At 63.7% G+C, this 23,003-nt stretch carries 25 protein-coding genes and 1 tRNA gene; 16 read left to right on the top strand and 10 right to left on the bottom strand.

From position 1 onward, the window contains the following. Positions 1 to 26: 26 nt before the first annotated feature. The 5 genes from NLY37_RS24565 to NLY37_RS24545 are packed head-to-tail and all read right to left on the bottom strand — an operon-like array spanning position 27 to position 2,383. On the bottom strand, positions 27 to 332 hold the full coding sequence (locus tag NLY37_RS24565; RefSeq protein WP_023671231.1) for an urease subunit beta: 306 nt from the start codon (positions 330 to 332) through the stop codon (positions 27 to 29). Positions 333 to 340: 8 nt separating this feature from the next. Continuing rightward, complete coding sequence (locus tag NLY37_RS24560) at positions 341 to 934, bottom strand: HupE/UreJ family protein (protein WP_023671230.1); 594 nt, start codon at positions 932 to 934, stop codon at positions 341 to 343. 29 nt (positions 935 to 963) lie between these two features. Beyond that, positions 964 to 1,218, bottom strand: coding sequence for a DUF1272 domain-containing protein (locus NLY37_RS24555; RefSeq protein WP_023671229.1), 255 nt, complete (start codon positions 1,216 to 1,218; stop codon positions 964 to 966). A gap of 10 nt (positions 1,219 to 1,228) precedes the next feature. Further along, positions 1,229 to 1,531 (bottom strand): urease subunit gamma, encoded by a 303-nt coding sequence (locus NLY37_RS24550; protein ID WP_023671228.1) that lies wholly within the window; start codon positions 1,529 to 1,531, stop codon positions 1,229 to 1,231. Between the two features lie 30 nt (positions 1,532 to 1,561). After that, entirely contained in the window at positions 1,562 to 2,383 is an 822-nt protein-coding gene (locus NLY37_RS24545) for an urease accessory protein UreD (protein ID WP_081726189.1), read from the bottom strand. Between the two features lie 235 nt (positions 2,384 to 2,618). On the opposite strand from NLY37_RS24545, the gene NLY37_RS24540 reads away from it, so the two are divergent. From NLY37_RS24540 to NLY37_RS24530, 3 genes are all read left to right on the top strand, one after another. Further along, positions 2,619 to 2,873, top strand: coding sequence for an acyl carrier protein (locus NLY37_RS24540; protein WP_023671226.1), 255 nt, complete (start codon positions 2,619 to 2,621; stop codon positions 2,871 to 2,873). A gap of 5 nt (positions 2,874 to 2,878) precedes the next feature. After that, the gene (locus NLY37_RS24535) at positions 2,879 to 4,087 is read left to right on the top strand and encodes a beta-ketoacyl-[acyl-carrier-protein] synthase family protein (RefSeq protein WP_023671225.1); all 1,209 of its coding nucleotides are present in this window, start codon (positions 2,879 to 2,881) and stop codon (positions 4,085 to 4,087) included. 152 nt (positions 4,088 to 4,239) lie between these two features. Continuing rightward, the gene (locus tag NLY37_RS24530) at positions 4,240 to 4,944 is read left to right on the top strand and encodes a glutathione S-transferase family protein (RefSeq protein WP_023671224.1); all 705 of its coding nucleotides are present in this window, start codon (positions 4,240 to 4,242) and stop codon (positions 4,942 to 4,944) included. A 25-nt stretch (positions 4,945 to 4,969) separates the two neighbouring features. Here the strand turns inward: NLY37_RS24530 and NLY37_RS24525 are convergent, their stop codons facing one another. From NLY37_RS24525 to NLY37_RS24510, 4 genes are all read right to left on the bottom strand, one after another. Further along, positions 4,970 to 5,341 (bottom strand): hypothetical protein, encoded by a 372-nt coding sequence (locus tag NLY37_RS24525; protein ID WP_023683605.1) that lies wholly within the window; start codon positions 5,339 to 5,341, stop codon positions 4,970 to 4,972. A gap of 85 nt (positions 5,342 to 5,426) precedes the next feature. Continuing rightward, positions 5,427 to 6,047, bottom strand: coding sequence for a nucleoside triphosphate hydrolase (locus tag NLY37_RS24520; RefSeq protein ID WP_023671222.1), 621 nt, complete (start codon positions 6,045 to 6,047; stop codon positions 5,427 to 5,429). A gap of 269 nt (positions 6,048 to 6,316) precedes the next feature. After that, positions 6,317 to 7,408 carry a hypothetical protein gene (locus NLY37_RS24515; protein WP_023703725.1) on the bottom strand — a complete coding sequence of 364 codons (1,092 nt, stop codon included), beginning with the start codon at positions 7,406 to 7,408 and terminating at the stop codon, positions 6,317 to 6,319. 236 nt (positions 7,409 to 7,644) lie between these two features. Continuing rightward, positions 7,645 to 9,456 carry a methyl-accepting chemotaxis protein gene (locus NLY37_RS24510; protein ID WP_031246303.1) on the bottom strand — a complete coding sequence of 604 codons (1,812 nt, stop codon included), beginning with the start codon at positions 9,454 to 9,456 and terminating at the stop codon, positions 7,645 to 7,647. A 249-nt stretch (positions 9,457 to 9,705) separates the two neighbouring features. Here NLY37_RS24510 and NLY37_RS24505 point away from each other — a divergent pair, with 249 nt between their 5' ends. The 13 genes from NLY37_RS24505 (at position 9,706) to NLY37_RS24445 (ending at position 22,254) form a co-directional block, all read left to right on the top strand. Then, a complete protein-coding gene (locus tag NLY37_RS24505) occupies positions 9,706 to 10,674 on the top strand; it encodes a D-alanyl-D-alanine carboxypeptidase family protein (protein WP_023689149.1) in 969 nt (322 codons plus the stop codon). A 430-nt stretch (positions 10,675 to 11,104) separates the two neighbouring features. Then, positions 11,105 to 12,007: a DUF1003 domain-containing protein gene (locus NLY37_RS24500; RefSeq protein ID WP_023742259.1), complete on the top strand. Its 903-nt coding sequence runs from the start codon at positions 11,105 to 11,107 to the stop codon at positions 12,005 to 12,007. A 164-nt stretch (positions 12,008 to 12,171) separates the two neighbouring features. Next, positions 12,172 to 12,248: transfer RNA gene (locus NLY37_RS24495), tRNA-Arg, on the top strand. Between the two features lie 297 nt (positions 12,249 to 12,545). Further along, on the top strand, positions 12,546 to 12,779 hold the full coding sequence (locus NLY37_RS24490; protein WP_502882085.1) for an acylphosphatase: 234 nt from the start codon (positions 12,546 to 12,548) through the stop codon (positions 12,777 to 12,779). 157 nt (positions 12,780 to 12,936) lie between these two features. Further along, positions 12,937 to 13,590 (top strand): Rieske 2Fe-2S domain-containing protein, encoded by a 654-nt coding sequence (locus NLY37_RS24485; protein ID WP_023742257.1) that lies wholly within the window; start codon positions 12,937 to 12,939, stop codon positions 13,588 to 13,590. Further along, on the top strand, positions 13,587 to 14,432 hold the full coding sequence (locus NLY37_RS24480) for an aromatic ring-hydroxylating oxygenase subunit alpha (RefSeq protein ID WP_023742256.1): 846 nt from the start codon (positions 13,587 to 13,589) through the stop codon (positions 14,430 to 14,432). Before NLY37_RS24485 ends, NLY37_RS24480 begins: the two co-directional genes overlap by 4 nt. Beyond that, positions 14,429 to 15,088 carry a glutathione S-transferase family protein gene (locus NLY37_RS24475; protein WP_023742255.1) on the top strand — a complete coding sequence of 220 codons (660 nt, stop codon included), beginning with the start codon at positions 14,429 to 14,431 and terminating at the stop codon, positions 15,086 to 15,088. Before NLY37_RS24480 ends, NLY37_RS24475 begins: the two co-directional genes overlap by 4 nt. Before the next feature lies 1 nt (position 15,089). Further along, positions 15,090 to 16,469, top strand: a complete 1,380-nt coding sequence (locus NLY37_RS24470; RefSeq protein ID WP_023742254.1) for an amidohydrolase — start codon at positions 15,090 to 15,092, stop codon at positions 16,467 to 16,469. 26 nt (positions 16,470 to 16,495) lie between these two features. Continuing rightward, entirely contained in the window at positions 16,496 to 17,593 is a 1,098-nt protein-coding gene (locus tag NLY37_RS24465) for a BMP family ABC transporter substrate-binding protein (RefSeq protein WP_198024952.1), read from the top strand. A gap of 3 nt (positions 17,594 to 17,596) precedes the next feature. Beyond that, complete coding sequence (locus tag NLY37_RS24460) at positions 17,597 to 19,120, top strand: ABC transporter ATP-binding protein (protein ID WP_023742252.1); 1,524 nt, start codon at positions 17,597 to 17,599, stop codon at positions 19,118 to 19,120. Continuing rightward, on the top strand, positions 19,117 to 20,217 hold the full coding sequence (locus NLY37_RS24455) for an ABC transporter permease (protein ID WP_286440557.1): 1,101 nt from the start codon (positions 19,117 to 19,119) through the stop codon (positions 20,215 to 20,217). The genes NLY37_RS24460 and NLY37_RS24455 overlap by 4 nt, the downstream gene beginning before the upstream one ends. Further along, a complete protein-coding gene (locus NLY37_RS24450) occupies positions 20,214 to 21,125 on the top strand; it encodes an ABC transporter permease (RefSeq protein ID WP_023710456.1) in 912 nt (303 codons plus the stop codon). The genes NLY37_RS24455 and NLY37_RS24450 overlap by 4 nt, the downstream gene beginning before the upstream one ends. Positions 21,126 to 21,780: 655 nt before the next feature. Continuing rightward, positions 21,781 to 22,254 carry a hypothetical protein gene (locus NLY37_RS24445; RefSeq protein WP_286440555.1) on the top strand — a complete coding sequence of 158 codons (474 nt, stop codon included), beginning with the start codon at positions 21,781 to 21,783 and terminating at the stop codon, positions 22,252 to 22,254. 358 nt (positions 22,255 to 22,612) lie between these two features. On the opposite strand, the gene NLY37_RS24440 is transcribed toward NLY37_RS24445, so the two are convergent. Then, the gene (locus tag NLY37_RS24440) at positions 22,613 to 22,867 is read right to left on the bottom strand and encodes a hypothetical protein (protein WP_198024972.1); all 255 of its coding nucleotides are present in this window, start codon (positions 22,865 to 22,867) and stop codon (positions 22,613 to 22,615) included. Positions 22,868 to 23,003 lie beyond the last annotated feature (136 nt).

Here is a 23,003-nt window from a genome sequence, read left to right as displayed (position 1 = left end):
CCTCAGGGCGCTCGACCCCGTCGATCTCACAGCCTGCCCATGATCTTCTGCTGAAAACCGTAGACCTCGCGTTTTCCTCCGAACGGCACCAGCGTGACGTCCCGCTCTTGTCCCGGTTCGAAGCGCATCGCGGTGCCGGCGGCAATGTCCAGACGCATGCCGCGCGCTTTGTCGCGGTCGAATTTCAACCCCTCATTGGTCTCGAAGAAATGGTAGTGGCTGCCGACCTGGATCGGCCGGTCGCCGCTGTTGGCGACCTTCAGCGTCACCGTCGGCAGCCCCTTGTTGAGCTCGATGTCGCCGCTTGCGGTGATGATTTCGCCGGGAATCATCGTTAGCCTCACAAAACGCCGAAGACCAGGCCGCCGCCGACTGCAGCACAAGCGGCGCCAGCGGCACGGGCAAGCCCGCGAAAGCGCATGCCGAGGCCAAGGCCGGCAGCGATGCCCATGGCATGGAGAAGTGCGGTGGCAACGGCAAAGCCGGCCATATAGTCAAGCCCACCTGCATTTTCCGGCACTTCGGTGCCGTGGGCATGGCCATGGAACAGCGCGAACAGGCCGATGATGGCGACTCCGGCCGAGACCGGCAGATCGACCGCCAACGCCACCAGCAAGCCAAGCGCGACGACGGAGGCAAGGATGCCCGGTTCGACGAAAGGCACCGGCACGTGGAGCATGCCGAGCGCGCCGCCGACCAGCATGACGCCGACAAAGGCCAGCGGCCAGGCCCAGATTGCCTTGCCGCCCTTGAGCGCCGCCCACAGGCCGACGGCTACCATGACGGTCATATGGTCGAGGCCGGACAGCGGATGCGCGAAGCCCGCCGCGAAGGACGAGGTCGTGCCGATGCCGACATGGGCATAGGCGGGCATCGCCGCCGCCAGCAGCAGGATCGCTGCAAGCGTGGTGCGTTTGGTTGAAGCAGAGATCATCGGTCTTCCCTTCGAAGTCACGAAAACAATCACGCAGCCTTGCGCGGGCCGCAGCCCTCGGCCTTGAGCACGCGTTGGGTCGAGGCCGGATATTTCACCAGTTTCTCCACTGGGCGGATCGGGCGTGCGGAAAAATTGCCGCCGCAGTTCGGGCAGACGCCGCCCAGCACATGTTCAGCGCAGTCAGCGCAGAAGGTGCATTCAAAGGTGCAGATCAGCGCGTCCGCCGCTTCCGGCGGCAGGTCCTTGTCGCAGCATTCGCAATTCGGTCGCAGCTCCAGCATCGTTTTCTCCTCACCTGATCGGTTCGTGAACGGTCACCAGCTTGGTGCCGTCGGGAAAGGTCGCCTCGACCTGCACGTCGTGGATCATCTCGGCGATGCCTTCCATCACCTGCGCGCGGGTGATGACATGGGCGCCGGCCTCCATCAGTTCGGCGACCGGGCGGCCGTCGCGGGCGCCCTCGACGACGAAATCGGTGATCAGCGCGATCGCTTCGGGGTGATTGAGCTTGACGCCGCGTTCCAGCCGCTTGCGCGCCACGATCGCCGCCATGGCGATGAGCAGCTTGTCCTTTTCACGCGGCGTCAGGTTCATGCGCTTTCCTGGATTTGGCCTGTATTTGGCTCAGAGTGACCATAATTTGGGCAGACCCGCCCGCCCGTTGAGCAGTTCGACGAGCGGAACCAGCCGCTTGCGCAGCTGATAGCCGTCCTCGGCAAACAGCCTCGCAAGAAGCTTGCCAGATTTTTTGACGCTCCAGGCGCTGGCATCGCCGTCGGCGCCGACGATGTCGCGGGCCGGATCGAGCAAGGCTTCGGCCTGCGGCGAGACCATCAGCAGCGTCGCAGCGGCAATGGCGCCGCCGGCGACCGCCGGGCGGCCAAGTGCCGCCGCGATAGCCGGCCCGATGCGGAAATCCTCGGCATGAACGAGCGCACCATCCTGGCGGACACGCCAACGGTCGTGGAAATGGCCGTGCGCGGCCTCTTCGCCCATGGCGAGGCGGCCGAATATGGTGGCTTCAAGCAGCAATGCCTCGGCGCCTGCGGCAAGCTCGACCTCGAGCGTGCGGGCAAAGGCCGAGCGGTCGAAGACGATGGTTTCCTGGGGCAGCCAGGCGATACGCCCGCCCGCGCCGACGCTGAGCTTCACCCGAACTTCGGCGCGGTCGCTAGCGGCACGATAGATCTTTTCGCAGGCCTGGGTGGTTATCGAGGCGGAGGCACCTGGCCCGACATCGATTTCCCAGCCGAGCCGATCGCCGCCGGTCAGACCGCCGGCGGTGTTGATGAGCACGGCTTCGAGCGGATCGGCCGCAACGGCCGGCATGCGGATTTTGGCCGAGCCGTCCTGATAGAGGCGCAAAAGCCGGGTGCGTCCATCCCTGACGCCGCACGCAAGCCGGGCCGCCCCGGCCGCGCGCTGGGCCGGAAGAGCTGGGATCAAGACATGCTGCAACGTATCCACGGCGCTAACGTTAAGCACTCCCGGCGCTTTGTCGATATGGTGCTTGTTGATATAGCTTGTTGCTTGACAGCGTTTCCGTTTCTATAGAGGGAGCCTCTTTGGAACGGTCATGCTGCGCCTGGCGGGTTTTTGAAGGCGACGGCGATTTCAGTCCAGGCAACAGGGGCGCCAACCAATCGGCACCGCGACGTTATAAAATTGGGGAAGGAATCGAATGGCTGACGAGCTGGCAACGGAAATCATCGCCAAGATCAGGGCACATGCGGAGCCCGGTGGCGAAGAGATCACCACCAATACGGAATTGACCGCGCTTGGCATCCATTCCCTGGAACTGACCGAGATCATCTTCGATCTCGAGGAGCAGTACGGCATCGAGATCGAGATGAACACGGTCGATGCCTGGAGCAATCTCAAGAATGTCGGCGATATGGTTGAGGCTGTTCGCGCGCTGATTGCGAAAAAAGCCTGAGCTGAATGCAAAAGCGCGTCGTCATTACCGGCATCGGCGGCATATGCGGGCTCGGCGCCAATGCGCCTGCAATCTGGAACGAAATGCGGGCCGGCCGATCGGCCATCGGTCAAATCAGCAATCCCGGTTTGCATGATTTGAAGGTCAAGGTCGGCTGCGAAATCAAGACGCTGCCCGACCATGGCATCAGCCACAAGCAGACCGTGTCGATGGACCGCTTCAGCCTTTTGGCGACGATTGCCGCGCGCGAAGCCATGCAGCATGCCGGCCTGACATCGACTGAAGCAACCACCTACCGGATGGGCGCGGTTGTCGGCGTCGGCGTCTGCGGCTGGGAGGCGATCGAGGAGAACTATCGCGCCATCCTGGTCGACGGCAAGAACCGGGCCGGCATCTTCACCGTGCCGAAAGTGATGCCGAGTGCGGCATCCGGCCATGTCAGCATGAATCTCGGCCTGCGCGGGCCGGTGTTCGGCGTCACTTCGGCCTGCTCCTCGTCCAATCACGCCTTTGCCTCGGCGGTCGACCAGATCCGGCTCGGCCGCGCCGATGTCATGGTCGCCGGCGGCACCGACGCGCCGCTGCTTTGGGGCATCCTGAAGGGCTGGGAGGCCCTGCGGGTGCTGGCGCCCGATACCTGCCGGCCGTTCTCGGCCGATCGCCAAGGCCTGTCGCTCGGCGAAGGTGCTGGAATGGCGGTGCTGGAAACGTATGAACACGCCATGGCGCGCGGCGCGACCATTCTGGCCGAATTTGCCGGAGCCGGCCTTTCCGCCGACGCTTCCGATATCGTCGCGCCGACTGTCGAGGGACCGACGGCGGCGATGCGCGCCTGCCTGGCGGACGCCGGGCTCAATCCCGAGGACGTCGACTATCTCAACGCCCACGGCACCGGCACCAAGGCCAACGACCAGATCGAGACGGCGGCAATCAAGCGCGTCTTCGGCGACCATGCCTATAAGCTGTCGGTGTCGTCGACCAAGTCGATGCATGCCCATTGCCTCGGCGCCTCGGGCGGCCTGGAAATGATCGCCTGCGTGATGGCGATCCGCGAAGGCATCGTGCCGCCGACGGCCAATTTCCGGCAGGCCGACCCCGACTGCGATCTCGACATCACGCCGAATGTGGCGCGCGAGCGCAAGGTGCGCGCGGCGATCAGCAACGGTTTTGCCTTCGGCGGCACCAATGCCGTGGTGGCGTTCAAGGCGGTCTGACGGCAAGCGACTGGCCTGAGCGACTGGCCCTGAATGACTGCGAAGACGGTGTGTGCACCTTCGACCGGTTGATCGGCAAAGAAGCCGAGGATAATCCTTCGCAACTCGCCAGACGGCGCGATACCGCGCCAAATTCCCGACCGGAGCTTTCGATGACCGACCTGTCCGCCTTTCCGATCACCAAGCGCTGGCCGGCCAGCCACCCCGACCGCCTGCAGCTCTATTCCGCGACGACGCCGAATGGGGTGAAAGTCTCGATCGCGCTGGAAGAACTCGGCCTCCCCTACGAGGCGCATCTGGTGGATATCGGCAAGGACCAGAGCTGGACGCCGGAATTCCTGTCGCTGAACCCGAACGGCAAGATACCTGCGATCATCGACCCCGACGGGCCGGGCGGCAGGCCATTCGGCCTGTTCGAATCCGGCGCCATCCTGCTCTACCTCACCGACAAGACCGGCAAGCTGATCCCTGCCGATCCGGCGCGGCGCTACGAGACCATCCAATGGGTGTTCTTCCAGATGGCGGCGATCGGGCCGATTTTCGGACAGGTCGGGTTTTTCAACAAATTCGCCGGACGCGAGATCGCCGACAAGCGGCCGCTGGATCGCTACCGCAATGAATCGCGGCGGCTGATCGGGGTGCTGGAGACGCGGCTGAAGGGTCGAACCTGGATCATGGACGACGACTATACCATCGCCGACATTTCGATGCTGGGCTGGGTGCGCAATCTGATCGGCTTCTACGAGGCGCGCGAACTCGTCGGCTTCGACGACTTCCCCACCGTCGCGGCATGGCTGGAGCGCGGGCTGGCGCGGCCCGCGGTGCAGCGCGGCCTGACCATTCCCGCCAGGAATTGACCTCGGCCAGCCGAAGCAGCCGGGTCTATTTCGCCTTGGCCTTGCTTTTCGAGCCGCCCTTGCCGATGACGGACGCAGCGAGCGACGCAGCGCCCCTGGCTGTCGCCGCCACCGCACCAGCGGCGACATTGGCGGTCGCCTTGACGGTGCGCATCGCGCCGCCGGCCACCGAGCCGCTGCTTGCCGGCTTCTTGGGTTTGGCGGTTTTCGCCGTCACCTTTGCCGTCGCCACCGGTTCTACCTTCTTTGGCGCCGCTTTGCCGAAAGCCGGCTTTGCGTCCTTGGACCGCTCGGCGATCGCCGGGCCGGCGCCTGCCTTCGCCTGCGTGGCCTTTGCCTGCCTGGCTTTGGGTTGAGCGGTCTTGCTCTTGGCGGGTGTTTTTGCCTTGGTTGCCATCTGACGGTTCCCTCACGGCGGCACGATTGCCGATGAGAGATAACGACCTGAAAGTCTTAAGGTTCCCGTTCCGAAGTCCAGCGAACTATGCGGGATCGCCAACAACCAGGTCGGCGGACCTGCGACGGCCGAGCACGCGATCGATGTTGGGCATGTCGTTGGAAGCGATCCAAGCGCGGGCGTCTTCGTCGGAGCGGCCATGCTCGTGCCAGCGCACCAGAAGGCGGCGCTCGAGTTCGGCACGCGGCACATCGACAAAGATGGTGAAGTCGAACAGCGGCGCCAGCCGCGACCACGGCTCCTCGTCCAGCAGGAGGTAATTGCCTTCGACCAGGATGAACTTGGTCTCGGCGGCAACGATGGAGGCGGCGGCGCGCGACAATTCCATGCTGCGGTCGAACACCGGAATGGCGATGTCTGGCTCGCCCGAACGGATGCGCTTCAACAGCGTCTCGAAGCCGGCGAAGTCGAAAGTCTCCGGCGCGCCCTTTCTTGACCGCAGGCCGCGCTGGTCGAGCACGATGTCATCATAGTGGAAGCCGTCCATCGGCACGACTTCAGCCGCGCCCTCCGGCAACAGATCATGCAGGCCGGCCGAGAGCGTCGACTTGCCGGCGCCGGGCGGGCCGGCAATGGCGACGATGAAGCGTTTCGCCTTGCCGGCGCGCTTGAAGATGGTGGCGGCGAGATGGGCGATTTCGGACATTGGGCGCTTCCAGTTATGCTTTGCATCTTGTCGGCAGTTTGAGGAAATTTCAAACCGCGATTTGGGCAATCTCACGACATCCGCCACGTCAGCGCTGCCCCTCGTCGCCCTGCCGGTGTGCAGCCGATAGATGGGTAACACTTCTCCCCCTATGCGTCCGCCGCAGCGCCAAGCAGATTGGTTGGCGCGGCGGTGCGGCGGACAAGCTCCATGTGCCGTGTGTCGAGGATGCCGGCAGGCAGGTGAGGGGCAGGGCCAGCGTTCGAAAATCAGCCGGGCTGGCCGATCCGCAGGAAATCGCTGTCGAATGCGACATCGCGGGTCGAACCATCGGCTCCGGTGAGATGCATGTGACCTGAGGCTGTCCCGATAGCGCGCGGCGGCTCGCCGCTCGCCAGCGGCAGCGTGCCGATGACATGGCGGAAGGAGACTTCGCCGCCGAGGGTAAAAGCGGTCGCGACCCCTTCGCGCTTCAGCCAATTGTCGTCGATCGATGCGGCATGGCCGATGGCGGCGCGGCCGTCCTCGATGCCGAGCACGCCGCGATGGCGGCTGCTCCACGGCGCGTAGTCGCGGCCGCCATTGCTGAACCACAGCATGGTGACCGGAAGCTCCGCCGGGTTCTTCAGCACCAGCACCAGATCCTGTTCGGCCCGGCGCGCCAGCGCCGTCCAGCCCGGACCGTCATGATCGGCTTCGACCAGGGTGATGAAATCCTCGCGCTCATCCTCCATGCGGTAGTCGGTGAGATCGAGCGTGCCGCCGCCAGTGGCTGGAAAGCGCGTCAGATCGGTCGAGCGGGCGGGATAGGAAAGCTTGAAGCGGCCGCGGGCCGGATCGGGCTCCAGCGGTGCGTCCAGTGTCCCGGCAAAGCGCTTCGGCGAAAAGGCCAGCCGGCCGCCATCGCGCATCGCCGCCATCGGATGGTGGGCGGCGGAGACCGCTCCGGAACCGCCGGAAAAGACATGCTCCTGATAGAGAAAGGGATGACTGTTGCGGAGCGTGAAGATCTTGTCGACCGTCGCGCCCATCACCGTGCGGCGCAACCGGAAGACGGCCCGCCAGCCGTCGGATGTCGCTTCGCTGACGGTGACATCCCAGGGGCTGTTGGCCGGCCAGCCATGCAGCGGTGCGGCCTCGATGTCGCTGGCCGAAAACGGTGCGCATAGGAAATCGCCCGACAGCCGCACCGTGCCTTCAGGCAGGTCCGGCGGCAGCGTCTCGCCAGCATCGATCCAGGGCGCGCGGTGCAGCGGCTTCAGCTGGCGGCCATCGCTGTCGACCGTCATGTCGGCGATATGGCCGACAGTGAGATCGAGCGTGACCGAAATGCCCTTTGCCTTGATCGTGACCGTATCCATCCGCGCACCTGCTGATTCTGATGGCAGCGAACAAACCCGCTCCGCGAGGGATGCGCAAGCACAGCGACCGGCATTTTGCATCAGGGCGATTTTTACCCTCCCCCTTGTGGGCAGGGTCGGCGAGCGATCGGAGCGAAGCGGAGATCGATCGACGGGGTGGGGGTAGCGCCCTACGAGGACCCCCACCCCGATCCGCTACGCGGATCGACCCTCCCCACATGGGGGAGGGTGGGCGCCTACTGCCGCTTATACTCGCGCACCGGCGACTTGGTGCCGTCGGTGTAGGTGACCTGCACCGCCATCGACGTCACGTTGTCGGCGACCTTGAAGTAAGGCTGGTAGTCATAAGGAATGGCGTACGGGTCCTTCTTGTCGCAAGGCGGCACCTTGATCTCCCTGTCGAGCGCCGTGCCGTTCAGGCTGTAGCGCACCTCCTTGATGCCGCAGCGGAACGACAGCATCTGGGAGAAATAGACCAGGCCATGATTGCCGCTGGCGTCGAAGGCGATCCACGACGTCCAGAACTGGTCGAGGATCTGTTTGTTGCCCTGTTGCAGCGCTGCGTCCGGATCGAAACTTATGTCGAACGGCCCGGTCTCGCGGCCCCTGAGATCGAGATACTTGACCCCGATGGTGGTGGCCGTGGTGCTGTCGGGCAATTCGAAGCTCGGATTGGGCATCGGCTTGCCGGTGCGCTGGTCGTTCATCGCCATCAGCCCGGTGTCGGTGAACGGACCTGACACACCCATGCGCCAGGAAATGCCGGTCGCGGCCTCGGGCAGCGAGATGGAGATCATCCAGCCGGCATTGGAGCGCATCGGCGTCAGCGTCGGGGCAAAGCGTGCTGGGTCGAGCACGTCGCCAAGCGCCGTCAGGCGGGTACGGCTGCGGTCGAGCCAGTCGGCGAGCTGCGTCTGGTCGACGAAATATTTGAGCAGCCCGCCTTCCTTTTCATAGGAGACGAACCTGGTCAGCGCCTCGGCCTCGCTGCGCTTGTCGGACAGCGACTGGACGCCGAGGCGATCCTCGGAAAACTCCTGCGCGAGCAGGTAATAGGCCGGTGCGAAATCCGGATTGGCGGCGATGAAGGCGTTGAGCTTGTCGAGACGCTGGGCATCGTCGAACTGCAGGATATGGACCAGCTTGATCGACAGCGCCTTGGCCTTGTCGGCCAGGGCGCCGAACACTTCGCGGGCGCCGGCCTTGCCGTCCTGCACGCGCAGCAGGGTGGCGAAGCGTGTGTAGGGATCGACGGCGTCGACGTCGAAACCGGCGAAAGCGAGATAGGAGCGCCGCGCATTCAGCATGTCGCCGGAAAGCTCGTAGACGCGGGCATTGTGATAGAATTCGTCCGGCCGCTTCGGCTCGGCGATCGTCCCGCCCTGCGCGGCCAATGCGGCAAAGCCCTTGGCGATGGTGTCGATCGAGGCGGCGATCTGCTCGGTGGTCGCCTGAAGCTTATCCGCCTGCTCGGCCTGTTTCTGCTGGCCGGCAGCGAGCGTTTCGGTCGTCTGCTTGACCGCCTCTACCGACTTTTGCGTCTGCGCGCCCTGCTCAGCCTGCTGCTGCTGGGTCGACGCAATTTCCTCGGTCTTCTTCGCCACCGCGTCGGTCGATTGCTTGACCTGGTCGACCGCCAGCTTCGTCTCGGTTACCGTTTGCTCGATCCTGGCCACCCTGGCCGAGACGATGCCCATCTGCTGCTGCAACTGGGCGATGGCCGGCACCAGGCCGGCGATCACACCGTTCTGCGAATTGGACTGCTGCTGCAGGCCATAGACGCCGCCGGCGACGGCGGCAGCGCTGGTGGCAAAGATCAGCGCCGGCAGCGCCTTGGCGGCCAGCACCAGCCGCAGAACGATGGCAATGGCGATGACGGCGGCGGCAACCGAAGCGACCAGCGCGATATAGGCGGCGAACGGCGCCAGCGGATTGAGGATGTCGGATGCGGCGCCGCCGATGAAAGCGACGCTGCCGGCCCATTTGCCGGTGCGGCTGAGCGAAGCCCTGATAAGAGATGGCGCAGCCGCGCCGATGTCACCGGTCATTGTCAAATCCCCCAAGCAATTGCCGCCTCTATAGCAGCACCGCGACCCCGCAGGCAAAACAGGACAGGAAGCAGGCGATTTCGGGAGGTTGCCGTTTCAGCGCCGATGGTTGGCGAAGCCGAAGCGACATCTGATCTCCCCCCTTGCGGGGGAGATTGGCAGCGTCATCGGCAGCTCCGCCGTTAACCAAATGGACGAACAAAATGGGTTAGGCTAGGTTCCGGCCCTCTCAGCAACGCCGGACTTGACTTGCCAAATTTCCATTTCCCCTCCCCCGCCCAGAAATTTCTCGCAGCCCTCCTGCTGCTTGTCTTCGTGGCCGGCTGCAGCACCACCGCACCGCCCGACAGCGTGCTGGCGGTGCCGGCGCCGCAGGAGAAATATGCGGCCATCGTCGTCGATGCCGGCAGTGGCAAGACGCTGTTCGAAGTCAGTTCGAGGGCGCAACGCTATCCGGCGTCGCTGACCAAGATGATGACGCTGTACCTGCTGTTCGAGGCGCTGGAGTCCGGCCGCGTCTCGAAGGAAACGCAGATTCCGGTCTCCGACAATGCCGCCCGGCAGCCGCCGACCAAATTGCGCTTCAAGCGCGGCGAGAGCATCGATGTCGATTCGGCGATCCGGGCGATCGTGGTCAAGTCGGCCAATGACGTGGCGGTGGCGGTGGGCGAATATCTCGGCGGCTCGGAGGACCAGTTCGCCGCCATGATGACGTCCAAGGCGCGCCAGATCGGCATGAGCAGCACCGTCTTCCGCAATGCCTCCGGCCTGCCCGACGATGGCCAGCACACATCGGCGCGCGACATGGCGACGCTCGGCATGGCGCTGCGCGCCCGCTTCCCGCAGCAGTTCCACTATTTCTCCGAAAGCGACTTCATGTTCCGCGGCCGGCTGGTGCGCGGCCACAACGACATGCTCGGCCGGGTGCGCGGCGTCGACGGCATCAAGACCGGCTATATCAGGGCATCCGGCTACAATATCGTCACGTCCTACAATGCCGACGGCCGGCATCTGATCGTCGTGGTGATGGGCGCCGACAGCGCACGCCAGCGCAACGACCATGTCGAAGCGCTGATCCAGCGCAGTCTGTCGCCCGCCATGGCCGATACGAAGACGCGGCTGATGTTTGCGGGAGATCAGCCGGCCGCGTCGCCCGGCCTGCCGCCGCCTGGTTTGCCGGCGCAGGGGTCGCAGTTGCCTGGTTTACCGCCGCAATAGAACCCGTCGTTGGGTGGAGGAACTCTGAAACGCGGCGGGACAGCACCCCCCTCTGGCCTGCCGGCCATCTCCCCCTCAAGTGGGGAGATTAGCAGCTTCGGCGTCTCGCCTCTTTTTCGTGTTTGGCGAAGCCATGGCAACATCTGATCTCCCCCCTTGAGGGGGAGATGTCCGGCAGGACAGAGGGGGGTCGTGAAGGATCGCTGCCTCATCTTAACTCTGCAGCAGGCGCGACCTCCGTCGGCAACAGCACTTCGGCGGTCTGGTTGCCGACCAGCAGGCGAGCGAGGCCCCGGGGGGCTGCGCCGCCACAGGCAATTGCAGCAGGCATTCATCACAAGCGCTTGCACAAGCCCCCAATCTTCACCGCCACAGTGGCTATGGCGTGCCGGCTTGGCGTATCGTGGGCGCGACAGCAGGAGCCGGCATCATGAGCCCAAAACCATCCGAACAGGCCGCCAATGAAAACGACAGCGGCGGCGAGTATTTCGAGGCGCCGACCGACCACGACGCCGAGCTGGCGGCCGACGAGGCGCTGGAAGCGCCCGATGTGCCGGACTCCGAACCCCATGGCCGCCTGAAGCCGAAGCGAAAGCCGTCGGCGATTTCGGGCCGCAAATTCCGCAAGCGCGACCTGGTGCGCATCGACGATCTGAGGCCGAGCCTGGCCGACCGCATCCGCTCCGATCATCCCGACCTGCCGCGCGGCGCCCGCATCAGCCGCGAGGAGCTCGGCCGCTACCGCATGCGCTACATGGAGGAGCTGCTGCAGCAGGAGCATGGCGAATTCTCCGAGCTCGACCGCCAGGTGGTCGAATCGATCGCCAGGCAGGACACGATTTCGGAAAACTCGGAAGAGGAGTTCGAGGAGCACCGCTCGTTCGCCGACCGCGTCTCCGACAATATGGCGGCTTTCGGCAGCAGCTGGTGGTTCCTGATCTCGTTCGGCAGCGTGCTTGCGGTGTGGATCGGCATCAATTTGATCGCGGGCGTGAGCAGCGCCTTCGACCCCTACCCCTTCATCCTGCTCAACCTGCTGCTCTCCTGCATCGCCGCCATCCAGGCGCCGATCATCATGATGAGCCAGAGACGGACGGAGGCCAAGGACCGCCTGCGCTCGTTCAACGACTACCGGGTGAACCTGAAAGCCGAGCTGGAAGTGCGCCATTTGCACGAAAAGCTCGACTATCTGATCTCGCGCCAATGGACGCGGCTGGCCGAAATGCAGCAGATGCAGCTCGATGCGATGCACGAACTGACCGGCGCGAAGAAGGCGAAGCGTGCGCCACGCAGGGTGCGCAGGCGGGTGGCCAAGGTGGAGGTGGCGGGGTGAGAGGCTAGGGCTGAGATTGCAGGGCGTACGCGAACTTGCCAAGTCGCGCGACGTGGCTTCGAAAATATCGCCACGCCAATTGCCCGTTGAAGCCCGGCGCGGCTTCCGCTAAGAAGCCGTGGCTGGCCGGCCTATCGGCTGGTTCGTTTTCAGGTTCCCTGAAGGCACCCGTAGCTCAGCTGGATAGAGCGCTGCCCTCCGAAGGCAGAGGTCACAGGTTCGAATCCTGTCGGGTGCGCCAATCTACCCATGTATTACAATAGCTGAGATAACCCTTAAGCGCGTCACGCTGAACGGATCCATGCGACCCGCTTGAAGTCTTTGTTTTAATGGATGTCGTTGTCCCAGAACCGCGGCACTTCTGGGCGACATGCATGAGTGCCCGGGTCTAGGCACGGGCGATCAGTCGATATTCGGTGTTATTGGCGCGTCGATTACCACTTCCGCCCATTCAGTCTGACGCTATGCTGCCGACCATGACACCAAGGTGCGCGTTCCGTCCGTGATGAAGCAAAGTCAACACCGCTTGCATGAGCGGATGACCATTCGCGGCCACCTCGAACCCGCGTCCTTCCTGCCCTGGATCATGCGCCATGCGGCCAAGCTCGGTCTCGCGCACCACATCGCTCATGCAAGCACCGATCGCATAGAACTCGATATTGCCGGTGCGGCGGAACTGATCGACATGATGGAGATGGGATGTTCGCTTGGGCCCATTGAGGTCTGGGTCGAGACGATCGACCGCGCGCCTGTCGAGCAAAAAAACATGTAGCTTTGCGTGTGGTTACCGTCCGTTTGCACTTAATTTAACCAATATTGCAATTGCGAAATAATTATGCATACGTCAGCCGCATCGAGCGGTTCGCCAACTCCTTGCGCCGGCATCTCTCTGGTCGGGAAACAGTGGTATCAGTACGGAAAGTAAGGTCATGCTGTCCGACAAGACGGACACCTGGGTGCCGGTCGCCCTTTCCCAGGATCTGCAAACAGGACAGGTAATGCCGGCGCGGACGCCCGCCGGTCCCATTGCCCTCTGGCGAAGCCAATCGGGGCGCTTGGCGGCATCGGCCGATCGCTGTCCGCATCGCGGTATGCGCCTCTCCCATGGCTTCGTGCGCGGCGAGGCGCTCTCCTGCATCTATCACGGCTGGACCTATTCGCAGGCCGGTCAGTGCCTGCGCATTCCTGCCCATCCCAGCCTCACGCCGCCGGAGACGATTCGCGTTGCGACCCGGTTGGTCGAAGAGGCCGGCGGGATCATCTGGGTCGCTGATGGAGAGCCTGACGGCAACCCACCCCTTTTTGAGGGTTACGGGCCGCTCCGTTCATTGACGGCCCGTGCCGGACATTCGGCGCTCTCGGTCGCTGCCGGTACCAAGGCCACCGTTGAAGGATACGTCTGGCAGGCACCCGGCGCGCCGGCAATTCGCCTGCTGCCTATCCCGCAGGAAGCCGGCGAGACGCTGATCCACGTCCTTGTTCCAGCCGATTGCGATGCGTCCGAGCGCATTGCGGCCTCGCGAGCCGCCGAGAGCCTTCGGCGCATGGCCGAAGGGATCGAGGCGAAAGGGACTGTGCCATGATCGACGATGCGATGCGCCACGAATGGTATCCGGTCGGGCTTTTCAGCCGGCTCGACCGCTATGGGCGCGAGACCACCCTGATGGACGAGCCGATCAAGGTTGCGCTCGACGCCAATGGCGCGGCGAAAGTGACAGGCGAAAACGGGCGCGTGCTGCCGGTTTCGGTGCGCTATGGTCATATCTGGTCGTCGCTCGGCGAACCGAAGAAACCGGTCTTTCCGATTCCCGAGGCAGACCAGCCCGGGCGCCGCTTCGTCGATGTCGGCGTGGTGCGGGTGCGCTGCTCGCCGCTCCGCGCCGTCGAGAACTTCCTCGACATCGCACACTTCCCCTTCGTCCATACCGACATCCTCGGCTCGGAGCCGCATACCGAGGTCGAAAACTACAAGGTCGAGATCCGCGAGGAAGAGGACGAGGTCTGGGCGACCCAGGTGAAGTTCTACCAGCCGCAGGCGGCGAAATCCGCGAGTGGAGGTATCACGACGGAATACATGTACCGCGTGCCGGCTCCGACCTGCTCAGTCCTCTACAAGACCTGCCCGCCGCGCCCGGACGAATGGGATGTCATTACGCTATTCGTCCAGCCGCTTGCCGAGGATCTCTGCGACGTCTGGCCATGGATGGCGCTTTTCGATGACGAGACGCCACTGACCGATCTCATCCATTTCCAGCAGACGATTTTCCTGCAGGACCGCTCGATCCTCGAAAACCAGATCCCGCGTCTTCTGCCGCTCGATCCCGGCATGGAAATCCCCACGCGCGCCGACCTGACCTCGGTCGCCTATCGCCGCTGGCTGAAGCGCCACAATTATACCTACGGCGCGCAATTGGTGGCACAGTGAAGCTTTACGACTACATCCTCTCCCCAAGTTGCTACAAGGTGCGCCTGATGGCGACGCTGTCAGGTGTGAAGCTCGAAATTCGCCCGGTCGACTTCCATCCCGGCGCCGAGCATCGCGGCCCCGAGCTTATGGCACTTAATCCGGGAGGCTCCATCCCGATCCTTGAAGACGGCGACCTGATCCTGACCGAGTCTTCCGCCATGCTTGGCTATCTCGCCGCGAAGGCAGCACCGGCCTGGCTCGGCAGCGGCGCCCCCGAGGAGACGGCGCGCATCCAGCAATGGCTTTCCTTCTCGCACAGGCTGACCGCCAACCTCGGCGGCGCGCGCCTGCATGAGATGCTGCTGCGCCCCGGTGACATCGGTGCGCTTCAGGCCAATGGCATAGCGGCACTACGTGAGCTGGAAGCCGGCCTCTTCGAACAAAAAATGCGTGGCGATCGGTTTCTCGCATCCGACCGGCCGACGATCGCCGACATTGCTTGCTTTCCCTATGTCGCGCTCGCGCCCGACGGTGGCGTTTCCCTCGATCCGTATCCCACGATCCGGCTCTGGTCGCGAGCGCTCCGCAGCCTCGACAATTTCATCGAGATGCCCGGTATCCACCGGCTGCACGAGTTGAAGCGCGAACCGCGACCCATGCTGGACGAGGCGTGAGGTGACCGGCTATCTCCTGAAGAATTGCGCAGCGGTCATCACCGACGAGGGCAGGGGTCCGAGCGTCCGTCGCAATGTCGATGTGCTGACGAATGGCCCGCAGATCGAGGCAATCGGGGAAGGCCTGCACAGAAGCGAGTTGCCGGCCGGTACTGTCGTGCAGGATGCCGACGGCTGGTTCGTCTATCCCGGCCTCGTCAACACTCACCATCACTTCTTTCAGTGCTTTGTGCGCAACCGTGCCGACCTCGACTGGACGAAGCTGTCGGTCATCGAATGGCTCGACCGGATCTATCCGATCTTCTCCCGGCTCAACGAGGATTGTTTCTACCACGCCTCGATCACGGCGATGGCAGAGTTGATAAAGCACGGTTGCACGACGGCCTTCGACCACCAGTACAATTTTCCGCTCCATGCCGGAAAACGGCTCATCGACCGGCAGTTCGAAGCGGCCGACCTTCTCGGCATGCGTTTCCACGCGGGCCGCGGCGGCAACACGCTGCCAAAATCGGAAGGCTCGACCATTCCAGACGAAATGCTGGAGACCACGGACGAATTCATCGCCGACTGTGCACGCCTCATCGACACTTATCACGACACCGGTCCCTTCAGCATGCGTCAGGTCGCGGTCGCTCCCTGCCAGCCGGTCAACTGCTACCGCGAGACCTTCGTGGAATCGGTTTCGCTGGCGCGTGATCGCGGGGTGCGGATGCACACCCATGTCGGCGAGGGCGAAAGCCCGATCATCGAGGCCCGCCATGGCATGCGTACGGTGGACTATCTCGAGGACCTCGGATTTGCCGGCCGAGACACTTTCTATGCCCATTGCTGGGAGCTGACGCATGACGAACTGCGGCTGATGGCGGCGAGCGGCACCGGTGTCTCGCATTGCCCGGAGCCGGTCTATCTGGTGGGTGCGGCGGTGACTGATATTCCCGCCATGTCCGCCTTTGGCCTGCGCGTCGGTCTCGGCTGCGACGGTGCTGCCTCGAACGACAATTCCAACCTCATGCACTGCATCCATTCCGCCTACATGCTGCAATGCCTGGCTGCCTCGACGCGCGCTCATCCCGTGCCTGCGCCGGTCGATTTCCTCGGCTATGCGACAACGGGCGGGGCCGCGCTTCTGGGCCGCAATGACATCGGCCGACTGTCGCCCGGCATGGCCGCCGACCTCTTCGCGATCGACACGCGCCGCATGGATTATGTCGGCACGCGCCACGATCCATTGAGCCTGATCGCCAAGGTCGGCATCGGCATGCCCACCGACATGACCATGATCAACGGCCGCATCGTCTGGGAGAAGGGTGCGTTTACCGGGCTGAACGAGACCCGGCTTGCTGCGGACGCGGAAGCCGCTTTTGCCGCGGTGGAATTCTAACAACTTAAGACAGGGGAACTGACATGCTGAACTATCTGACCCGCAGAACTCTGATGAAGGGCCTTGCCGCGACAGGGCTTGCCGGCGCGCTTGGCAGCCGTCCCGCCTTTGCGGCCGACGAGCCGCTCGGTATCACGCTCGTGCTCCCGTCGCCGGTCGGCGATGTCGGCTGGGGCCATGCGCTCGCCGCCGGGCTCGAGCCGGTCAAGGCCGCGTACGGCGACAAGGTGAAGATCACCGTCATCGAGAACATCGCCGAAGGGCCGGACGCCGACCGGATCATGAACAAGACCGTCGCCGACGGCAACAAGTTCCTGATCGCCGGCTCATTCGGCTACCAGAATGGTGCATTACAGATCGCCCGCCGCGATCCTGGGGTCACCGTGCTGCATGCCTCCGGCTTCCAGACCGCACCGAATTTCTCGCCCTTCGCGGCGAAGTATTTCCAGGGCACTTACCTGCTCGGCATAGCCGCCGCGGCTCTTTCCAAGACCGGCAAGCTCGGCTCCGTCTCGGCCTTCGCCATTCCGGAGCTGATCACCTCGATCAACGCATTTACGCTCGGCGCACAGACCGTAAATCCCGATATCCAGGTATCGGTCGTCTGGGTGAACTCCTGGTTCGACCCGGCCAAGGAACAGGAAGCCGCCAAGGCGCTGATGGCACAGAACTGCGACGTGATCTTCTCGAACGCGCAGGACACACCCTCCGTGATCTCGGCCTGCGAGGAGGCTGGCGTCTACGCGTTCAACCTCAATTCGTCGATGAAGAAATATGCACCGAAGAAATATCTCGGCTGCATCGCGACGGACTGGTCGCCCTTCTTCAAGGCTTCCGTGGATGCCCATCTGGCCGGAACCTTCAAGGGCGCCAACACCTTCCTCGGCGTCGCCGAAAAGGTGGTGGAGGTCGTGGACTGGAACTCAGATATCCCAGCCGACACGATGACGAAGATCAAGGAAGTGGCGGCGAAGATCGCCGACGGCAGCTTCTCGCCCTTCACAGGTCCAATCACCAAGGCCGACGGCAGCGAAGCCGCCGCCGCCGGTGCGACGATAGCGGATCCCGAGATCGTCGCGATGGACTGGCACGTCAAGGGTGTCACCACACCACTGCCGAAGTAAGTCATGACCCCGCCCCTTCTGTCGCTCCGCGGCATCTCGAAGAGCTACGGCCAGATCCGGGCCAACCAAGCCATCGATCTGGACGTGGCGCACCAATCGATCCATGCGATTCTCGGGGAGAATGGGGCGGGCAAATCGACGCTGATGAAGCTCATCTATGGCGTTGAACAGCCGGACGAAGGCACCGTCGTCTGGAACGGAGAGCCTCTGCGCCTTGCCTCGCCGGCTGAGGCACGGCGCAGGGGCATCGGCATGGTCTTTCAGCATTTCTCGCTGTTCGAGACGCTGACTGTCGTCGAGAACATCCAGCTCGTCGTCCCCGGCGGCAAGGCGGAGCTGGCGGGGCGCATCCGCAGCCTCGGCCAGGATTTTGGCCTTGAAGTAGATCCTCTCGCCGATGTGCACGCGCTCTCGGTCGGCGAACGGCAGCGGGTGGAGATCATCCGCTGCCTGATGACGGACCCGAAGCTGCTCATTCTCGACGAGCCGACCTCGGTCTTGCCGCCGCAGGCGGTGAAGAAGCTGTTCGACACGCTCAGGCGCCTTCGCGACCGCGGCGTGTCCATCCTGTTCATCTCCCACAAACTGGAGGAAATTCGCACGATCTGTGACCAGGCGACGGTCTTGCGTGGAGGGCGCGTTATCGGCACCGTCGACCCTCGCGACTATGATGCGCACGACCTCGCCCGCATGATGATCGGCCGCGACATGCCCGAGGTGATGCCCGCGTTGGCCATGCCCGAGGGGGAGAAGCGGCTGGAAATCATCGACATGGACTACACGCCGGACGACCCCTTTGCCACGCCGCTCTCCGGCATCAGCCTCACGGTACGATCAGGCGAGATTCTTGGCATAGCCGGAATATCGGGCAATGGCCAAGGCGAGCTTGCCGCGCTTATCTCGGGCGAAGCGATGCTGCTGAAGGAACAACGCGATCGGATCTACATGATGGGCCGCGACGTAGGCACACTCGATGCGGCCGCGCGCAGGAGATTTGGCTTCGCCTTCGTGCCCGAAGACCGGCTGGGACGCGGCGCGGTCCCTGAAATGTCGCTCGTGCTCAACACCGTTCTTACCGCCCATCCTTTCGATCTCGTGAGGCGCGGCCTCGTCAACAGCGCCGCAGCGACGGCTTTCACCAGCGAATGCATCCGTCAGTACGACGTCCGCGCCTCCGGCCCGGATGCCGAAGCGGGCTCGCTGTCCGGCGGCAACTTGCAGAAATTCATCGTCGGTCGCGAGATGATGCTGTCGCCAAAACTGCTTTTCGTGGCGCAGCCGACCTGGGGTGTAGACATTGGCGCTGCATCCGCCATCAGAAGGCGGCTCATCTCGTTGCGCAACCTGGGCGTGGCGATCCTCGTAATTTCCGAGGAACTCGAGGAACTTTTCGAACTCTGCGATTTCATCCAGGTGCTCCATCATGGAATGCTGAGTCCGCCTCTGGTCACGCGGGACACGCGCCCCGAAGACATCGGCAGATACATGATCGGGGCACATGCCTCGCCAGAGAAGGTTCCTGCATGAGCGTTCGGGCCGCGACGTTCCTCCCCGCGCTCGTCCGCCGGGAGCATGCCTCGGTCGTCGCGGCCATGCTGGCCCCGGCTGCCGCGCTTGGCATGGCGATCATCCTCAATCTGGGCCTTTATGTGCTGATAGGCCGAGATCCGGCGGCCGTCCTGTACGCGATGCTTCTCGAGCCGTTCCTCTCCTGGGCATCGTTCGCGGAGGTGCTGCTGAAGGCGGGGCCTCTTCTCCTCATTGCTCAGGGGCTGGCGATCGGTTTCCGCGCAAAAGTGTTCAACATCGGCGCGGAGGGCCAGTTTATCCTGGGCGCTATTTTCGCCTCGGCGATCCCCGTCTGGTTTCCGCAGGCGACCGGGCAGTGGATCTGGCCGCTGATGCTGCTTCTCGGTGCCCTCGGCGGTGCGCTTTGGGCATCTATCACCGCCTTCTGGCGCGTCAACCTCAATGCGAACGAGATCCTGGTCTCTCTGATGCTGAGCCTCGTTGCGGCGCAAGTCCTCAACTACTTGCTGCTCGGCCCATGGAAGGACCCGGCCGGCTTCAATTTCCCACAATCCGTCATGTTTCAGAACGACGCGATGGTGCCGACCCTGATCACCGGTACCCGTGTCAACGTCTCGCTGCTCATCACACTTGCGCTCTCGCTGGTGGCCTGGGTTTTCATGCAGCGAAGCTTCATGGGGTATAAGCTCAAGGTCGGCGGCCTTGCCCCGCGCGCGGCCGGTTACGCCGGCTTCAGCGAAGGGCGTGCGATTTGGCTATCGCTTCTGATCGGTGGCTTGGCGGCGGGACTGGCAGGCGCGGCGGAGGTCGCGGGTCCGCTCGGCCAGTTGCAGCGCTCGATCTCGACCGGCTACGGATATGCGGCCATCATTGTCGCCTATCTCGGCGGGTTGCATCCAGTCGGCATCATCTTTTCCGCGCTCTTCATGGCTGTCCTCTATATCGGCGGCGACAATGCGATGGTGTCGGCAAACCTGCCGATCGCCGCCGTCCGCGTCTTCCAAGGCAGCTTGCTGCTCGCCTATCTCGGCGCTGTGGCCTTCGTGCGCTACCGCATCGAGTGGCGCCGACCCCATCACCTGAGCCCGCCATGAACGCCGTCGAGTTCATTATTTCGGGCATGCTCGCAGCGGCAACCCCCTTTCTCCTTGCCGCGCTCGGCGAGTTGGTGGTCGAGCGCGCCGGTGTTCTTAACCTCGGCGTAGAGGGCCTGATGGCCCTCGGCGCGGTGCTCGCGTTCATCGTCGTCTACCACGGCGGTGGACACCTGCTGGGGTTCGTTGCCGCCGGCCTCGGTAGCGCCGTCCTGTCCCTCGTCTTTGCAGTGCTGGCACTCGGATTCCGGGCAAACCAGGTCGCGACAGGCCTTGCGATCGGCATTCTCGGCCAGGGCCTTTCGGCGCTGTTCGGCAAAAGCTACGAGAGCTTGACGGTCAAGGGGCTCCCGAAACTTGCCTTTCCCGGCCTCTCGGAAATCCCGGTAGTCGGCAGGCTGTTTGTCCAGGACGTCGTCGTATGGCTTTCCCTTGCCGTGACGTTTGCGATCTGGGCGATGTTTGCCTATACGAGAGTCGGCCTTGTCGTGAGGGCAATCGGCGAGAATCCCAAGGCAGCCCATGCCATCGGCTATCCGGTCATCGCTATCCGTATCGCGGCCATAGCTTTTGGTGGCATGATGGCGGGTTTTGCCGGCGCCTATGCGGCGGCGGTGTACACGCCCCTTTGGGCGGACGGTATGATTGCCGGACGTGGCTGGATCGCGATCGCACTCGTTGTCTTTGGTACGTGGCTCGCTGGCCGCATCTTCCTGGGTGCCTGCCTCTTCGGCGCGGTTTCGCTGATGAGCCTCGCCGCCCAGGCGACCGGTCTGGACCTGCCATCGCAACTGCTTTCCAGCCTTCCCTATCTCGTTACGATCGTCGTGCTCGGTGTCATCTCGGCGGACCGCCGCTTGCTCAGGCTGAACGGTGTCGCCTCGCTTGGCGAACCCTTCGAACGTTAGCCGGGATGCAAAGTGGATTTGCGAAACTCGACGTAAGTTGAAGAGATCGAAACGCCAGCGGACGATCGGCATCCGATCCAAAGGGCAGAAACGCCAAACGGGGCGAAGGTATTTCCGCAAGGGTAGCGCTGACGCCGTCGACTGCGAGCAGGGGAACGATGTGACGCTCAACGCGCCCGACACCGGTGGATCGTCGCGGGTTCTTGGATCGTCCCCTTTCCCCAGTACGAGCCCATTCTCGAGGGTCCATTCTCCACCGCAGCCTAGCGAAGCGGCGTCGCAAGATGGCCTGAGGCATGCGCCCGGTAAATTCCCGCATGCGAGCACTCGTCCTGCCTGTCTAAGGTTCCGAGTCTAACCGCAAATCCTCGATTTTTTCGGCCAATTCCAAAATATATATTTCGATCTCCGCAAGCAGCCATAACAACGATTTCCAATACTACCTATTCTCGCAGAAACTAAAAACGCTACGCTCGCGTAATCATATTGGTAACGGATGCTGTTCAACCTGCGTCCAGGCAACCAACACGGGGAGCGGGTTATGGGTTTCTTTAAAAGTTTAACAAAGGTCTTGGCCGGCGGCGCTGTTGCCTTGGCTTTGTGCTTTCCGGCTGGCGCGGGCGGGCTCAGTGTGGGCATCGGCGGCAGCGGTGGGGTGGGTGTTTCGGTCGGCGGCAGTGGCGGCGGGCTTGGCGTCGGTGTCTCGGTCGGCGGGAGCAAGGGCGTCAATGCCGGAGCGACGGTCGGAGGCACCAGCGGCACCACCGCCAGTGTCGGCGCCTCGGTTGGCAGCGGCGTTACCGCCGGCGTCGGCGCATCGGTGGGCACGGGCGTCGGGGTCGGGGTCGGCGCAACCGTCGGCAGCGGTGTCGGGGTCGGCGCCGGTGTCGGGGTGGGCAATGGGGTGACGGCCGGGGTCGGGGTCGGCATTGGCGCACCGACCGCGCCCACCAGCCCTCGGGATCCCAACACGCCGGCGGTGCCGACGCGACCGGCGGTGGTTGCCATCAGCGCCATGTCGGCCGGCCAGATCGCCAAGATGAAGAAACGCTGCGCCAGCGTGCTCAGCGGCAAGGGCACCTACGACCGGGACCTGAAGGAGCTCTGCCGGATATTGGCGCGGCGCTGAGTACCGCAACATCGCATGTGCCGTGGTGCATCAGTCTCTCAGCCAGCCCCAATGCCGCAAGGTGGCGGGCATTCTTAGGGAGAGAGCTTTGCCGAGCGGTTCAGCGTTTCGCGGAAAGGCGGAACCGGTCAGGCTGTGCGCTTTCATCGGCGGCATTCTGCATGGCTTGGTCGCCGAGCCGAAGGAAGCGCGCCGCCCGGTTGCGGCCTTAATCTGACCTCTGCCGTCCGTCCGGTCACCCGTTTGGGCCGGCTCGAAGATTCGCCTCTGGCCTTTTGTATCACCCGCTCTAGCTGCTTTGTGTTAGGCTCGTCATGTTAGCCTTGTCTTGCTGATGGAGGTTTTGATGGATCGGCGATCATTCTTGACAGCATTGTTTGGCGTTGCGGGGGCCGCGGCGCTTGCTACCGCGGTTCGGCCTCTCGAGGCCGTGGCCGGGGTTCCCAATGTCGGCAACGGCATTCTCGATGAACTCGACAAGCAGGATGCCAATTCGTTTGATGACGACGAAGGCGCTGGCGATGTTGAGCAGATCTCGCATCGGCGATGGCACCATCGTCGCCACCACAGGCGGCATGTCTGGAGACGGCACTGCCGCACGTTCTGGCGGCATGGCCGGTTGCGCCGGCGCTGCTATCGCAGGCGCTCCTTCGTCGTCTTGCGGTTCTAACCGCGGCACGTTCCCGGATAGACCCTGCCCTGAGGCGCAAACACCAAACAGACCCATCCCGATTTGCATCGGGATGGGC

The sequence above is a fragment of the Mesorhizobium sp. C395A genome (assembly GCF_030323205.1).
Taxonomy (GTDB): Bacteria; Pseudomonadota; Alphaproteobacteria; order Rhizobiales; family Rhizobiaceae; genus Mesorhizobium.
The sequence above is the reverse complement of the archived record's forward strand: the minus strand, read 5'-3'. Positions and strand labels throughout refer to the sequence as shown.